Origin of the sequence: Bacteroides togonis, assembly GCF_900130135.1 — a bacterium.
GTDB lineage: Bacteria > Bacteroidota > Bacteroidia > Bacteroidales > Bacteroidaceae > Bacteroides > Bacteroides pullorum.
On record NZ_LT670820.1, the window covers coordinates 2,724,767 to 2,740,918 of the forward strand.

The window sequence follows — 16,152 nt, forward strand, 5'->3', positions numbered from 1 at the left end:
GTTCATCCCACCAAACCTGATAAAACAACCTACCATTATGGGAAAGAAAAAAGAAAAGAAAGAGAAAAAGGCCGGCAAACGCATGACCAAGAAGGAACTCGTAAAAGCTCTACTCGACTTCTTCCACCAAAAACAGGGCGAAGTGCTGCCCCTGAAATACATCTTCGACCAGCTTCACCTGACTACCCATCCGCTGAAAATGCTCTGCATGGACGTGCTCCACGAGCTGCAGGACGATGACTACATCAACGAAACGGAAAAGAACAAATATAAACTCAACCTCCACGGTGTGGAGATGACGGGTATCTTCCAGCGCAAAAGCAACGGCAAGAACTCCTTCATCCCCGACGGCGGAGGCGACCCCATCTTCATTGCCGAACGCAACTCGGCCCACGCCATGGCCGGCGATCGCGTGAAGATAGCCTTCTATGCCAAACGCCGCGGACGCAGCGCCGAGGGTGAGGTCATCGAGATATTGGAGCGGGCCAACGACACCTTTGTGGGCACGCTCGAAGTGACCAAGTCGTATGCCTTCCTCGTCACCGAAAACCGCACGCTGGCCAACGACATCTTCATCCCCAAAGACAAACTGAAAGGCGGCAAAAGCGGCGACAAGGCCGTGGTGAAGGTCGTCGAATGGCCGGACAAGGCCAAGAACCCCATCGGGCAGGTCATCGACATCCTGGGCCGTGCGGGCGACAACACTACCGAAATGCACGCCATCCTGGCCGAATACGGCCTACCCTACAGCTATCCGACAGCCGTAGAGAAGGCAGCCGAACGCATCCCCGACGAGATTCCCGCCGAAGAGATAGCCCGCCGCGAGGACTTCCGCTCCGTCACGACTTTCACCATCGACCCCAAGGACGCCAAAGACTTCGACGACGCCCTCTCCATCCGCCGCCTGAAGGACGGCTTGTGGGAAGTGGGTGTACACATTGCCGACGTGACCCACTACGTCAAGGAAGGCGGCCTCATCGACAAGGAGGCCGAGAAGCGCGCCACGTCGGTCTATCTCGTGGACCGCACCATCCCGATGCTGCCCGAACGCCTCTGCAACTACATCTGCTCCCTCCGCCCCGATGAGGAGAAACTGGCCTACTCCGTCGTCTTCCAGATGAACGACAAGGCTGAGGTGAAGGATGCCCGCGTGGTGCACACCGTCATCAAGAGCGACCGCCGCTTCACCTACGAAGAGGCCCAGCAGATTATCGAGACGGGTGAAGGCGACTACAAGGAAGAAGTGCTCCAGCTGGACCGCCTGGCCAAGCAGCTGCGCGAACGCCGCTTCGCCGCCGGAGCCATCAACTTCGACCGCTACGAGGTGAAGTTCGAGATAGACGAGAAGGGCAAACCCATCAGTGTCTACTTCAAGGTGTCGAAGGACGCCAACAAGCTGGTCGAGGAGTTCATGCTGCTGGCCAACCGTACCGTGGCCGAGAAGATAGGCCGCGTGCCCAAGGGCAAGAAGGCCAAAGTATTCCCCTACCGCATCCACGACCTGCCCGACCCCGAGAAGCTCGACACGCTGGCCCAGTTCATCGCCCGCTTCGGCTACAAGCTGCGCACCACGGGCACGAAGACCGACGTATCCAAATCCATCAACCACCTGCTGGACGACATACAGGGCAAGAAGGAAGAGAACCTCATCGAAACCGTTTCCATCCGCGCCATGCAGAAGGCACGCTACTCCGTGCACAACATCGGCCACTACGGCCTGGCCTTCGACTACTACACGCACTTCACCTCGCCCATCCGCCGCTACCCCGACATGATGGTGCACCGCCTGCTCACGAAGTACCTCGACGAGCACGGCCGCACGGTCAGCGAGAAGAAGTACGAAGCCCTGTGCGAACACTCCAGCGCCATGGAGCAGCTGGCCGCCAGCGCCGAACGCTCCAGCGTGAAGTACAAGCAGGTAGAGTTCATGACCGAACGCCTCGGCCAGGTGTACGACGGTGTCATCTCAGGCGTCACCGAATGGGGCCTCTACGTGGAGCTCAACGAAAACAAGTGCGAAGGCATGATACCCATCCGCGACCTCGATGACGATTACTACGAGTTCGACGAGAAGAACTATTGCCTACGCGGCCGCCGCAAGAACCGCACCTACAGCCTGGGCGACCCCATCACCATCCGCGTGGCTCGCGCCAATCTGGAGAAGAAGCAGCTGGACTTTGCCCTCGAAGAATAAGGAGATACCGCCTGTCCAAGGCAGGCGGAGCTGTATCCCCTATAAGGTAACGGTCGTTACCATTGAAGGGAACGACCGTTACCATTTAAAGGAAACGCCTGTTTCCTTTAAGGGGAACGGGCGTTTCCTAGTATAAGAAACAGGCGTTTCCTGCGCGGGGAACTGAAGTTCCGCCGTAGGAAGCGCCTGCTTTGTCTGTATTCCTCAAATCGGCTGACCGATTAGTGTTTCAGCATCAGGCCGCGCGGACCGCAGTCGGATACGGAGAACGGCAGGTCCATCGGACCGTCGGACACGGCTTTTGTGCTCAGGTAGGCGCGTGTCTGCTTCGGACCCGGAATCATGGGGCTATAGTCCAGCACGTGGCGAACGCGCAGACGCTGGTCGGCCGTAAACTCATCCAGATAGCTGTAGGCATAGTCCATGATGTTGTGCGAAGTGAACTCTTCGCCGGTACGGCAGTTCGTACGCTTGAAGAGGCTCTCCCAGTCGAAGCTGGCGGCATAGCCTTCCTCGCCCATCTGCTGGTAGATGCCTTGTACAAACATGGTGTAGTCCTGATAGTTGTAGCTCGGCGTGTCTCCGCAGAAGTCTGTATCCAGGCATCCGACGTTTGCCTCGGAGAAGGCGTGGCGCAGACCGAAGTAGTGTCCCAGCTCGTGAGCCAGCGTGATGCCGTCGTCTACCTGCTTCGTGATGATTTCCTTATAGCTTTCAGGAGCATAGGGAGTCAGAGCATCGTCCACATTGCCTACGAAAGAGCTGTTGATGGACACGCCGCGCACGTAGGTAAGGTTGGCCAGCGAGATGTTCATGTCGGGAAGCACATCGGTTCCGTCCATCGGATGCGAAGCCGTCGTATAAGGGAAAGTAGAGATACCCAAGATGTTGTTGGCCGTAAAGCGGTATATCAGCACGTTGACGTAGTCGTTGGGCTCCCACAGGAAGTGCACATACTTGCGTGTATTGTCTTCCATCACGTCAGCCGGATCGAGTTCGGCAGTCAGCCACTTCACACGGTCGATTCCCGGCTCCTTCAGCAGGTTGCCCTGAGGGTCGGTTTCAGCCAGAACGAATTCCATGTTCAGGTCTACCGTATTGGTACCGCCTGCATTGCGGTACATCTGGTTCACATCGTCGAGCATTGCGTAGATGGTCGATGCCGGAATGTTCTGAGTTGAATCTTTCTCGTCGGCATAGATAATGTGGAAGACGATGGGAATGCGGTATTTCAGTTCCTTTCCTTCTTCCAGTCCCTGCTGGCTGATGGTGATGACATAGTCAACACCCAGCGAGCTGACGGTCACCTGGCCCGTACGAGCCTCTCCCAGGTTGCCTTCAACATCCACGACCAGCGTGTGGCTCAACACGCCCTCTTCCTTCGACACCTTGCACCAGTCGTTGTCGCTGGTGGCAGTCCATTCGTTAGCGGTCGAAATCTCGATCTTGCAGACACCTCCTTCGCTGGCGATTTCCTTGAATTCGGTCTGCGAAAGTACCAATGCGGGATCGTCATCGCTACACCCGGCCATGAGCAGGCAGAAGAATGACAACAGATATATCAGTTTAAGTTTCATTTTTTCTTGTTTAAATGGTTGTACACGTTTATTTCTTCACAGAGTTGACTACCGGCAGATAGAATTCGCGACCGAAAGTCATCGGCTGGCCAGCAACGGCCTGCTGCTTCATTTCAGCTGGACGGTAAGGTATCTGCACCTGGTTCTTGTTTCCTTTTTCCGTCTGTGCGGCAATCTTCTGGTTGGGCAGATTCAATGCCTTAGTACCGGCGTTGGCATCATTGATGATTTTCTTCAGATCTTCAATGTTGCCCGCATTGGCCTGAATAAGCTGGCCGATAGACAGACGCTCTACCTTGCTGTCAACACCCTCTTCATCTTTTACAGACATGAAGCAGGAGTAGTTCGTATTCCAGTCGCTCAGGACATAGGCATAATAATTCCGTTCGGCAGAGATGCTGGTCCAGTTGAAAGATGTATACAGTTCCACGTCACTCATCTGTTCGTACACCTTGTCTACCAAGATGTATCGGGGATCTTTCGTACCTTCCGAAGGAGTGAAACGCATCACGACAATAGCACGACCTGCGGTAGCAGCCGAATCACCGAATATTTTGCCGGCCTCTTCGTCACCGTCAAAGTAACCCAAGCATTCTCCCTTGATCTCTGCATCCGAGAATTGCGGAGCCGTAATAAACGACTTGTCAGCCTGTACACGGGCTACCTTTCCTTCGTTGTTCAAGGCAAAATAGCTCAACGTATACGACTTGCCCGGAGTAAGGTTCTTATAAACATTGCTATAACGTGAACCCGGACGGTAATAGCTTTCATACAGGAAGGTGCTCATAGGCTTCTCGGGGTCGAAACGCAGACTTTCCTGATAGGCCAGTTTTACTTCTTCCTCGATGGCTGCCTTTGCCTCGGCTTCGTTATAGTCCTCGTCGGGCATCAGCAGACTTGTATAAGGCAATGTCTCGTCAGAAGGAATGATATTGAAATCAACCTGATAGGGAACAAGAGAATTAATGCTGTATGAGAATGTCATCTTCGAGGGATCACCCTCAGAAGGATTGGCATTGAACTCATAACATTGCGGCTCGCTAACGATACCTGTACCTATATTGTAGGCAAAAGCCAATACATAGTGTTTCACGCCAGGAGTCAATGTAGCAGCAGGGGCTTCCTGTATACCGCTCTTTACCACAAAACCAACGAACGGGCCTTGTGATCTTACGAACTGTTCGGCAATCTGCATAGGAGTCATATCCTTGGTCGACTCATCGTAAGGGTCATAACACCAGATGTAGGTCTGCTCCAGATCTTCAGGCACTACTTTGATTTTGGCTGATGTAGCCGTTACATCTGTCACCTGTATATCGAATTTCATATCGATCATGCTGCTGTCTCCCTTATCTGTTGTGTAAGAACCGGTTGCAGGTTCGGAAACAATAACGAAAGTCAAAGCTCCGTCTACTTCTACTGTCTTGAAGGCAGCCGTCATCCATATGTATTCGGTATTGTTCTGCAAACCCGATGCATTCAATGTCAAGTCACCTTGATGGAAAAGTTGCTTCAGGAGTTGGTCTATTATTTCAGGAGTAATGTTACCGTCAGGGGCCAATTCAGATACCCGATAGTTCATTTCCTCACCGAAATAAGTATTGAGAATCTGTAGATTGTCCCATCCCATATCTACTGCTTGTTGGTAAGTAGCTTTCGGGAAAGTGCAGAAATAATAATCTACTTCCTTATTAGAAGGTTTCACGGCAAACTGTGCTGTTTTATCTGTAATGCCAGACACCTGCACATCGAACGAGCAGTCAACAGGTTCAGCAATATCCGTCTGAAAGAACAGATACTCAGCCTGTTCGGCTGCGCGCGTACCATCCACTGCAAACACAACCAGTTCATAAATACGACCAGGAAGCAGATTTTCTATCTTCAAATCTGTCTGATCGCCCTTCAAACTAATGGAAGAAACATATTGCTCGAATGGAGTGTCTTTAGCTTCAGCTTGTTTCTTAAGGTTATCCATCAAGAAAGCTGTCAGTTCACCTTTCGATACTTGATCAATAGTTTGCTTGTCTACATAAAGACACAGGTAAGGGATATTGGCATCAGATGCCTTCACACTGAAGGAAAAGGTAGAAGTCGTAGCTTCACCTTCGGTCAGCGTCAATACTTGCTTGCTAAGGTCCAGGTATGCACTGTTGACTTCTTCATCATCATTACAAGAAGTAAAGACAAACAGCATCAGCAAGCTGATTAGCGGTAAAAAGGGTTTTAATTTCATGTAACTTTAATTTAATAATTTTTTATCAGAAAAGAAGCGAATCTGCGCGCAATGACCCATCTTCCTCTCGTGCAGCGTGCAAACCTATAGACAAATCATATACAAGCAAAGCAAACAAGCAAAAAAATGCAATCTGCTCTTAAAAAAAGAATTTCCCAAACCCATGTATTTAATTAAGGTATAAAAGCGACAAAAGGAAGAGTAGAGAAGCCGCATCGGCTCAACAATGCAGAAAAGCCCCGAAACAGCAAACCTAAGAGCGCGGGAAAAGCAATGTTTACTATTTTCCCCATGATTGCACGACAATCTTCTTGTTTTTTCCCCGCAAACCTGTAACTTTGCCACAAAAAACAAATACATGAAAACTATCAGTATCACCGATTCAAAAGAAATAGAAAACATCATCCGTCAATGTCCTTATTGCATGGTAGGCATCACCGATGCGGACGGCCATCCTTACGTCATCCCCATGAACTTTGCTTACGAAAAAGGCATCATCTACCTACACTCCGGCCCCGACGGCGGCAAACTAGAAATGGTCCGCCAGCATCCTGACGTGTGCATCACCTTCTGCGACGGACACGAACTGGTGTGGATGCACCAGCAGGTGGCCTGCTCGTATAGCATGAAGAGCCGTAGCGTCATCTGCCGCGGACGTGTCGAATTTGTAGACGACATGGACGAAAAGCGACGCATCCTCACCCTTCTGATGAAGCACTACACTGACTATCCTTGCACTATGGGCGACCCTGCCGTACGCAACGTAATAGTATGGCAAATACAGGTAGAAAATATGACCTGCAAATCCTTCGGATTACGCCCGAGCGAGCTATAAATGAAGAGGATGTAGGATATTTGGCAAGTTTTTGCTACCTTTGTTGTCACTTTACGAACCATATAAGGATATTCGGATGAGTCCACTCAACTTTACCCACATTTTGGCACAGACGGTAGACGAGCTTTCGGAAAGCGAGTCCTACAAAGGCCTTTTCCACCAGCATACGGACGGCAATCCGCTCCCGTCGGGCAAGGCATTGCAGCAAATCGTCGAACTGACGCGCGCTATCGTCTTCCCCGGCTACTTCGGCATCTCGAACGTGAACAGCCGTACACTGAAATACCACATCGGTGTCTACGTCGAACAGCTCTTCGACCAGCTGACCGAACAGATATTGGCCGGCCTCTGTTTTGCAGGCGACGGGCAAGAGGACGGCTGCTGTACCGAGCAGCTCCGCCAGCAGGCAGCCGAGAAGGCGGCAGGCTTCATCGCCACCCTGCCCGAGATGCGGCGCATCCTGGCCACCGATGTCGAAGCTGCCTACAACGGTGACCCCGCTGCCCACTCTTTCGGCGAAGTCATCAGCTGCTATCCGGCCATCCGCGCCATCAGCAACTATCGCATGGCCCACCAGTTGCTGTGCCTCGGCGTGCCCCTCATCCCCCGCATCATCACCGAAATGGCGCATAGCGAGACAGGTATCGACATCCATCCGGGCGCACAGATAGGCCACCACTTTACCATCGACCACGGCACGGGTGTGGTTATCGGCGAAACCTGCATCATCGGAAACAACGTCAAGCTCTACCAGGGCGTCACGCTGGGTGCCAAGAGCTTCCCCCTCGATGCCGACGGCAAGCCCATCAAGGGCATTCCCCGCCATCCCATTCTGGAAGATGACGTCATCGTCTACTCCAACGCCACCATTCTGGGACGCATCACCGTGGGACGTGGAGCGACCGTGGGCGGCAATATCTGGGTGACCGAAGACGTACCCGCCGGGGCACGTATCGTGCAGACCAAAGCCAAGAAATAAAGGCGCACGAGGGAAAGAAACATTAAAATCTGAATTCTGAAATCTGAAATAAATAGAAATGAGCGAACAATCTTCTTTTGAGATGATAGCCAAGACCTTCCAAGGTCTGGAAGAAATACTGGCACAGGAACTGACGGAACTGGGTGCCGATAACATAGAGATAGGCCGAAGAATGGTATCTTTTACGGGTGACAAAACTATGCTTTACAAAGCCAACTTCTGCCTGCGTACCGCCATCCGCATCCTGAAGCCGCTGAAGCACTTCACCGCCCACGACGCCGACGAGGTGTACAACGAGGTGAAGGCCATCCGTTGGGAAGACTATCTGACGACGGACAAGTCGTTTGCCGTAGATGCCGTCGTGTTCAGCGAGGAATTCCGCCACAGCAAGTTCGTATCTTACCGCGTGAAGGACGCCATCGTCGACTACTTCCGCGAGAAGACGGGCAAGCGACCCAACGTGCGCATCAACAAGCCCGACGTGTTACTGAACATCCACATTGCCGAAAATACCTGTACTCTGTCGCTCGATTCGAGTGGCGAGTCACTCCACCGCCGCGGCTATCGCCAAGAAGCCGTCGAGGCTCCGCTGAACGAAGTGCTGGCCGCTGGCATGATTCTGATGACAGGATGGAGGGGAGAATGCGACCTCATTGACCCCATGTGCGGTTCGGGTACCATCCCCATCGAAGCAGCCCTCATCGCCCGCAACATCGCACCCGGCGTCTTCCGTCAGGAATTTGCCTTCGAGAAGTGGCCCGACTTCGACCGCGACCTCTTCGATGCCATCTACAACGATGACAGCCAGGAGCGTGAGTTCGCCCACAAGATATACGGCTACGACAACAACCCGAAAGCCAACGAAATAGCCACCCACAACATCAAAGCGGCGGGTGTCACGAAAGACATCGTCCTGAAGCTGCAACCCTTCCAGCAATTCGAGCAGCCGCAGGAGAAATCCATCATCATCACCAACCCGCCCTACGGCGAACGCATCTCGACGGACGACCTGCTGGGCCTCTACGAGATGATAGGCGAACGCCTGAAACACGCCTTTACGGGCAACACTGCCTGGATACTCTCCTACCGCGACGAATGCTTTGACCAGATAGGCCTGAAGGCCAGCGCACGCATTCCGCTCTTCAACGGCGCCCTGGAATGCCAGTTCCGCAAGTACGAAATCTTCGACGGCAAGTACAAGGACTTCCGCGCCGAGGGTGAGGAGCTGGACAAGGAACAGCGCGAACGCCGCCCTACCGCCCCCCACAAGAACTTCAAGCCCCGCGAACGGCGCAGCTTTGGCGACGGCGAAAAGAAAGAGTTCAGACCCCGTGGCGAACGGAAAGACTTCGCTCCGCGTGAAAAGAAGGAGTTCAAGAAAGATTTCAAGAGCGAACGCAAACCGCGTTCGGGCGAGTCGTACCCTGAAAGGAAAAGAAGAGAACTACGCAACAACCCTAAAGACAATCTCAGTAAAAAAGATGAAAAGAATCAGTAAGAACGTGGTGGCCCTGCTGATGGCAGCAACCACCCTGACCGGTACTCACCTTATGGCACAAGAAACTGCAACAAACGAACTGAAATACCCCACACTGGAGGACCTCATCCCCGGCGGAGCGACCTACCGTTATGCCGAGAGCCTCTACGGCCTGCAATGGTGGGGCGACCAGTGCATCAAGCCGGGCATCGACTCCCTCGTGGCCGTCAACCCCAAGAACGGTAAGGAGACATTGCTTACGACCCGCGAAAGCATCAACCAAGCACTCGAAGCTGAAAAGCTGGGCAAGTTGTCGCACCTCTACAACGTACAGCTACCGTGGGAAGACCAGACGAAACTTCTCATCACCCTGCCCGGCCGATACATCACTTATGACTGGAAGGCCGGAAAAACGACCACCGTCCTGACCTTTGACAAGAAAGCCGCCAACACGGACTATACCGTGGCAGGCGGACACGTGGCCTACACCCTGAAGAACAACCTCTACGTGGACAACAAGCAGGTGACCGACGAACCCGAAGGCATCGTCTGCGGACAGAGCGTTCACCGCAACGAGTTCGGCATCTCGAAAGGTACCTTCTGGAGCCCGAAAGGCACGCTGTTGGCCTTCTACCGCATGGACGAGTCGATGGTAACCCAATATCCGCTGGTGGACATCACCGCCCGCGTGGGTGAGGTGAACAACATCCGCTACCCCATGGCCGGCATGACGAGCCACAAGGTACAGGTGGGCATCTATAACCCTGCCAACGGCAAGACCGTCTACCTGAACACGGGAGATCCCACCGACCGCTACTTCACCAACATCGCATGGGCACCCGACGAGAAGACCCTCTTCCTCATCGAGCTGAACCGCGACCAGAACCACAGCAAGCTCTGCCAGTACGACGTCGCGACGGGCAAGCTGATGCAGGTGCTCATCGAGGAAAGACACCCCAAGTACGTGGAGCCGCAGCAACCCATCGTCTTCCTGCCCTGGGATAGCAACAAGTTCATCTACCAGAGCCAGCGTGACGGCTATAACCACCTCTACCTGTACGACCTGGAACGGCTCCACGCCATCCAACCCCAGGAACTCACGAAGGAAGAGGCAGAGAAATTGTGGAACACTATCAAGAAGGCTGGAAAGGGAAAGACTCCCACGAGAGTCGCAGGTGTACAACTCACCTCCGGACCCTGGCTCGTGCAGAGCATCCTCGGCTTCAACGCCAAGAAGAAGGAAGTCATCATCGCCGCTACCAAGGAGTCGCCCCTGCAGAGCAATCTGTATAAGGTGAGCATCACCAACGGCAAGCTGGCTCCGATAGACAACGGACTGGGCGTACACAACGCGCAACTCTCCGCCTCGGGCACGTACCTGCTGGACAACTGGTCGGCTCCCGACGTGCCGCGCGCCATCAACATCGCCTCCACCGCCAACGGCAAGGAAACCGTACGCCTGCTCACCGCCGCCAATCCTTTCGAGGGTTTCAAGATGCCCAGCGTGGAAGTAGGTACCCTCAAGGCGGCCGACGGCAAGACTGACCTCTACTACCGCCTCATCAAGCCGGCCGACTTCGACCCGACCAAGAAATATCCCGCCATCGTCTATGTCTACGGCGGCCCGCATGCCCAGCTGATTGTCAACAACTGGAACTACGCCGCCCGCGGCTGGGACCTCTACATGGCCAACAAAGGCTACATCCTCTTCACCGTGGACAACCGCGGCAGTTCGAACCGCGGCCTGGAGTTTGAGAACTGCACCTTCCGCCACCTCGGCATCGAGGAGGGCAAGGACCAGGTGAAAGGCGTCGAGTTCCTCCAGTCGCTGCCCTACGTGGACGGCAGCCGCATCGGCGTATACGGATGGAGCTTCGGCGGCCACATGACCACGGCCCTGATGCTGCGCTACCCCGAAATCTTCAAGGTAGGCGTGGCAGGCGGACCCGTCATCGACTGGGGCTACTATGAGGTGATGTACGGCGAGCGCTACATGGATACACCGCAGACCAACTCCGAAGGCTACAAGCAGTGCAACCTGAAGAATCTGGCGCCCAACCTCAAAGGCCATCTGATGATTATCCACGACGACCACGACGACACTTGCGTGCCCCAGCACACCCTGTCGTTCATGAAAGCCTGTGTGGACGCACGTACGTATCCCGACCTCTTCATCTACCCCGGCCACAAGCACAACGTGCTGGGCCGCGACCGCGTGCATCTGCACGAGAAGATAACAAGATACTTCGAAGACTATCTGAAATACCCAGGCAGATAAACACCTTATCCGGAAGCAGATAAACATTTTATCTAGGAACAGATAAGCATCTTATCCGGAAACAGATAAGCACTTTATCCAGGAACAGATAAGCACTTTATCCAGCAGTAGATAAAACAACAATAATATAACTAACATCCATCATGAAAATATTACTCTTAGGCTCGGGCGGCCGCGAACATGCCCTGGCATGGAAAATAGCCCAAAGCCCCAAAGTGGAGAAGCTCTACATCGCCCCGGGCAACGCAGGCACACACGCCGCCGGCGAGAACGTGGACATCAAGGCCACGGACTTCCCCGCCATCAAGGACTTCGTCCTAAAGAACGGCGTGGAAATGATCGTAGTAGGTCCCGAAGACCCGCTGGTGAAAGGCATCTACGACTACTTTGCCGCAGACGAAGCTACACGCCACATCGCCGTGATAGGCCCTACGAAGGCCGGAGCCACACTAGAAGGCAGCAAGGAGTTTGCCAAAGGCTTCATGCAGCGCCACGGCATCCCCACCGCCCGCTACAAGAGCATCACCGCCTCCAATCTGGAAGAAGGCCTCGCCTTCCTCGAAACCCTCGAAGCTCCCTACGTGCTGAAGGCCGACGGCCTCTGCGCCGGCAAGGGCGTGCTCATCCTGCCCACGCTGGACGAAGCCAAGCGCGAACTGAAGGAGATGCTGGGCGGCATGTTCGGCGACGCCAGCGCCACAGTGGTCATTGAGGAGTTCCTCAGCGGCATCGAGTGCTCCGTCTTCGTGCTGACCGACGGCAAGAACTACAAGGTACTCCCCGTAGCCAAGGACTACAAGCGCATCGGCGAGGGCGACAAGGGCCTGAACACCGGCGGCATGGGCAGCGTAACGCCCGTTCCCTTTGCCGACGACGTCTTCATGGAGAAAGTACGCACCCGCATCATCGAGCCCACCGTGAACGGCCTCATCGAGGAAGGCATCCTCTACAAAGGCTTCATCTTTCTGGGCCTCATCAACGTGAAGGGCGAGCCGATGGTCATCGAATACAACGTCCGCATGGGCGACCCCGAGACGGAAAGCGTGATGCTGCGCATCCAGAGCGACCTGGTAGACCTGCTCGAAGGCGTGCGTGACGGCAACCTCGACACCAAGGAACTGGTTCTCGACCCACGTACGGCCGCCTGCGTGATGCTCGTCAGCGGCGGATACCCCGAAGCCTACGAGAAGGGCAAGGTGATGACCGGCCTGGAGCAGGCAACCGCTACGGACAGTATCCTCTTCCACGCCGGTACAGCGCTGAAGGACGGACAGGTGGTAACCAACGGCGGACGCGTTATTGCCGTCTGCTCGTACGGCAACACCAAGGAAGAAGCCCTGCAGAAGAGCTACCGCGTGGCCGACCTGATCAGCTTTGAGAAGAAGTACTTCCGCCGCGACATCGGCTTCGACCTGTAACCCCTCGTTAAAGCATGAGGCGTCAACGTTTTCAGAATAAAGTGGCCACAGGCAGGTTCATCCTGCCTGCCGCTTTGTTGATTTCCGCAATCTGCTGGACGGTAATTGTTACGCTGTTGCCCGGCACAGGTACGGAAGGCCCCAACTGGCCGCTTTGGCTCAAGGAAGCAAGCAACTGGCTTCCCCAAGGCATCTTCCCGCCGTTGCTCGGTTTTGCCCTGTACGTCCTGACAACGTTCTTCCTGATCAACCTGAACAACATTTTCGCCATCATCCGTATCCGAACTTCCATTCAGAGTTTTCTCTTCCTGCTTTTGGCCACCGCATTCCCGCAACTCTACGACGAATTGCCCGGATTACTGGTCGCCCTCAGTTTCCTCACGGCCTTCTACCAGCTGTTTGGCAGTTACCGCCAGGAAAGGTCTTCGGGGGCCCTGTTCAATACCTTTGCATTTGCGGGTATCGCCAGTCTGTTCGTCCCCCAAAGCCTGCTGCTTGTCCCTCTGCTCTGGATCGGTGCAGCCAGTTTCCAGTCGCTCAATCTGAAAAGCCTGCTTGCCTCGATCATCGGCTTCATCCTGCCGTGGTGGATACTGCTGAGCTGCACCGTGCTGACGGGCAGTACCCACACATTCTTCCACCAACTGTTCGACGAAACACGTCTGTTCCGTCCCGTCGGTTACGGTCTCGAATCCTGGATGGTGTTTCCATTCGGATTTCTCTTCCTGCTCTTCGCCGCCAGTGCCTTCCACTACTTCTTCAACGGATACGAAGACAAAATCCGCACACGGGCCTATCTATATTTTCTGATTCTCTTCGGTGCCTGCCTCTTTGTCGGCATCGGACTGCAGCCCTATCTGCTGACAGCGTTCTGCCCCTTGCTGCTGATTATCGTCAGTATGCTGGCAGGCCATCTGTTTGCACTCACTAGCAATAAACTTTCCAACGCATTTTTTGTTATTTCCCTGATTGGAATTTCAGTTATGTTTGTTTATCACGTATGGATGCTTTTATAGACTCGCTCGTACAGCTCCTCATCGACTGGGGATACGCAGGCCTTTTCCTGTCGGCACTGCTGGCAGGCAGCATCCTGCCCTTCAGCTCCGAACTGGTGCTCGTCGCCCTGGTCAAGCTGGGCCTGAGCCCGACGCTCTGCGTGCTCTCAGCCGCCGTGGGCAATACGGTAGGCGGGCTGACGTGCTACTACATGGGCCGATTGGGCAAGACGGAATGGATTGAGAAGTATTTCAAGGTGAAGCAGGAAAAAGTGGAGCGCATGATGCGCTTCCTCCAGGGAAAAGGCGCACTGATGGCCTTCTTCGCTTTCCTTCCGTTCGTGGGCGAGGCCATTGCCATCGCCTTGGGCTTCATGCGCAGCAACTTCGTGCTGACCACCCTCTCCATGTTTGCCGGAAAACTGCTTCGCTACATTGCCATGCTGTGGGCACTCCAAGGGGCCATTTCGGCAGTAGGCATCTGACTATTCATATAGGGAAAAAGAACTATGCAAAGAATCATTGAACAGACCGAAGACGGCAGCGCCACGCTCTACGTGCCCGAACTGAACGAGCATTACCACTCCGTAAAAGGCGCCCGCACCGAGTCGCAGCACATCTTCATCGACATGGGGCTGAAGGCCTCCGCCGCCCCCTGTCCGCACATCCTCGAAGCAGGCTTCGGCACCGGCCTGAACGCCCTGCTCACCCTGCAGGAGGCCGAACGCTCCGGACGGCCCGTCCGCTACACCGGTATCGAACTCTATCCGCTGGCCTGGACCGAGGTCGAGGCCCTGCACTACAGCGACGACCCGCGCCTGCGCCTCCTGCACGAAGCGCCGTGGGAAGAGGAAGTAAGCCTGACACCCACCTTCCGCCTGCTGAAGCTGCGCCGCGACCTGACCTCGTGGCAGGCCGACGACGAACGCCCGCCCCTGCGCTGCGATGTGGTCTATTTCGACGCCTTTGCCCCCGAAAAACAACCCGCCCTCTGGACACCCGCCGTCTTCCGCAACCTCTACCGCTGCCTCACGCCCGGCGGCATCCTGACCACCTATTGCGCCAAGGGCGCCGTGCGCCGCCTGATGCAGGACATCGGCTTCCGCATGGAGCGCCTCCCCGGCCCTCCGGGAGGAAAGCGGGAGATACTGCGCGCCACGAAGCCGAACGATGTTCCAGAAAATATGCCTGAACTTTACCGTTAATTAACACATTCTTCGTATCTTTGTGCGTTTTCCAAAAGATTTTAACAGAAAAATGAAGAGAATACATACGATATGGATGCTCGTCCTCCTGCTCGCCGCCTGCAAACCGGGAGGAGAAAAGAAGGCGGATACCCCGGACGACAAGCCGGTCATCACCGTCACCATCGAACCCTTGCGTTACTTCACCGAAGCCATCGCCGGCGACCGCTTCGACGTGGTCAGCATGGTGCCCAAAGGGAGCAGCCCCGAGACTTACGACCCCACGCCCGCCCAGCTGATGTCGCTCTCGCAGAGTACGGCCTACCTGCGCATCGGCTTCATCGGCTTCGAACAGACGTGGATGGACCGTCTGACGGACAACGCCCCGCACCTGCAAATCTTCGATACCTCGCACGGCATCGATCTCATCTTCCCCGACGGACTGCCCGAAGAGGAACCGCACGCCGCCGAAGACGGCCATGCCCACCACGGCCCCGAGCCACACATCTGGAACTCGCCCGCCAATGCCCGCATCATCGCGACCAACGTGTTCAAGGCCCTCTGCACCCTCGACACCAAGCACCGCGACGACTACCTGGCACGCTACGACAGCCTCTGCACCGTCATCGACCGCACCGACAGCATCTGCCGCCAGATGCTCGCCCAGCCCGGAGCCGACCATGCCTTCATGATCTACCATCCCGCCCTCAGCTACCTGGCCCGCGACTACGGCCTGCTGCAGCTCTCCATCGAGGACGGAGGCAAAGAACCCTCGCCCGCCCACCTGAAAGAGCTCATCAATGCCTGCCGCGAAGAGAATATCCACGTCATCTTCGTGCAGCCCGAGTTCGACCGCCGCAACGCCGAGCTCATCGCCCGGCAGACAGGCACCCGCGTGGTGGACATCAACCCCTTGGCCTACGACTGGGAAGCAGAGATGCTGAAAACGGTTCGTGAATTGATAATGGATAATTGATAATGG

Annotated in this window: 12 protein-coding genes; 10 read left to right on the forward strand and 2 right to left on the reverse strand. The window is 55.0% G+C overall.

Going from position 1 to position 16,152, the window contains the following annotated elements; all coding sequences use genetic code 11:
* The first annotated feature begins 37 nt into the window (after positions 1–37).
* Complete coding sequence (rnr, locus tag BQ8005_RS11610; protein WP_075318158.1) at positions 38–2,194, forward strand: ribonuclease R; 2,157 nt, start codon at positions 38–40, stop codon at positions 2,192–2,194.
* 221 nt (positions 2,195–2,415) lie between these two features.
* On the opposite strand, the gene BQ8005_RS11615 is transcribed toward rnr, so the two are convergent.
* Complete coding sequence (locus BQ8005_RS11615; RefSeq protein ID WP_075318159.1) at positions 2,416–3,771, reverse strand: zinc-dependent metalloproteinase lipoprotein; 1,356 nt, start codon at positions 3,769–3,771, stop codon at positions 2,416–2,418.
* 28 nt (positions 3,772–3,799) lie between these two features.
* On the reverse strand, positions 3,800–6,004 hold the full coding sequence (locus tag BQ8005_RS11620; protein WP_159436248.1) for a hypothetical protein: 2,205 nt from the start codon (positions 6,002–6,004) through the stop codon (positions 3,800–3,802).
* A 358-nt stretch (positions 6,005–6,362) separates the two neighbouring features.
* On the opposite strand from BQ8005_RS11620, the gene BQ8005_RS11625 reads away from it, so the two are divergent.
* The 9 genes from BQ8005_RS11625 to BQ8005_RS11665 all read left to right on the forward strand — a co-directional run bounded on the left by BQ8005_RS11625 (position 6,363) and on the right by BQ8005_RS11665 (position 16,146).
* The gene (locus BQ8005_RS11625) at positions 6,363–6,839 is read left to right on the forward strand and encodes a pyridoxamine 5'-phosphate oxidase family protein (protein ID WP_075318161.1); all 477 of its coding nucleotides are present in this window, start codon (positions 6,363–6,365) and stop codon (positions 6,837–6,839) included.
* Positions 6,840–6,915: 76 nt separating this feature from the next.
* Positions 6,916–7,818 (forward strand): serine O-acetyltransferase, encoded by a 903-nt coding sequence (locus BQ8005_RS11630; protein ID WP_075318162.1) that lies wholly within the window; start codon positions 6,916–6,918, stop codon positions 7,816–7,818.
* A gap of 58 nt (positions 7,819–7,876) precedes the next feature.
* A complete protein-coding gene (locus BQ8005_RS11635) occupies positions 7,877–9,316 on the forward strand; it encodes a THUMP domain-containing class I SAM-dependent RNA methyltransferase (protein ID WP_075318163.1) in 1,440 nt (479 codons plus the stop codon).
* On the forward strand, positions 9,300–11,573 hold the full coding sequence (locus BQ8005_RS11640; RefSeq protein ID WP_075318164.1) for a S9 family peptidase: 2,274 nt from the start codon (positions 9,300–9,302) through the stop codon (positions 11,571–11,573). Before BQ8005_RS11635 ends, BQ8005_RS11640 begins: the two co-directional genes overlap by 17 nt.
* Before the next feature lie 143 nt (positions 11,574–11,716).
* The gene (gene purD, locus BQ8005_RS11645) at positions 11,717–12,991 is read left to right on the forward strand and encodes a phosphoribosylamine--glycine ligase (RefSeq protein ID WP_075318165.1); all 1,275 of its coding nucleotides are present in this window, start codon (positions 11,717–11,719) and stop codon (positions 12,989–12,991) included.
* Between the two features lie 14 nt (positions 12,992–13,005).
* A complete protein-coding gene (locus tag BQ8005_RS11650; RefSeq protein WP_075318166.1) occupies positions 13,006–14,007 on the forward strand; it encodes a hypothetical protein in 1,002 nt (333 codons plus the stop codon).
* On the forward strand, positions 13,992–14,471 hold the full coding sequence (locus BQ8005_RS11655; RefSeq protein WP_021847004.1) for a YqaA family protein: 480 nt from the start codon (positions 13,992–13,994) through the stop codon (positions 14,469–14,471). Before BQ8005_RS11650 ends, BQ8005_RS11655 begins: the two co-directional genes overlap by 16 nt.
* Positions 14,472–14,495: 24 nt before the next feature.
* Positions 14,496–15,191, forward strand: a complete 696-nt coding sequence (gene mnmD / locus BQ8005_RS11660) for a tRNA (5-methylaminomethyl-2-thiouridine)(34)-methyltransferase MnmC2 (protein ID WP_075318167.1) — start codon at positions 14,496–14,498, stop codon at positions 15,189–15,191.
* Between the two features lie 52 nt (positions 15,192–15,243).
* A complete protein-coding gene (locus tag BQ8005_RS11665; RefSeq protein ID WP_075318168.1) occupies positions 15,244–16,146 on the forward strand; it encodes a metal ABC transporter solute-binding protein, Zn/Mn family in 903 nt (300 codons plus the stop codon).
* The last annotated feature ends 6 nt before the right edge of the window (positions 16,147–16,152 follow it).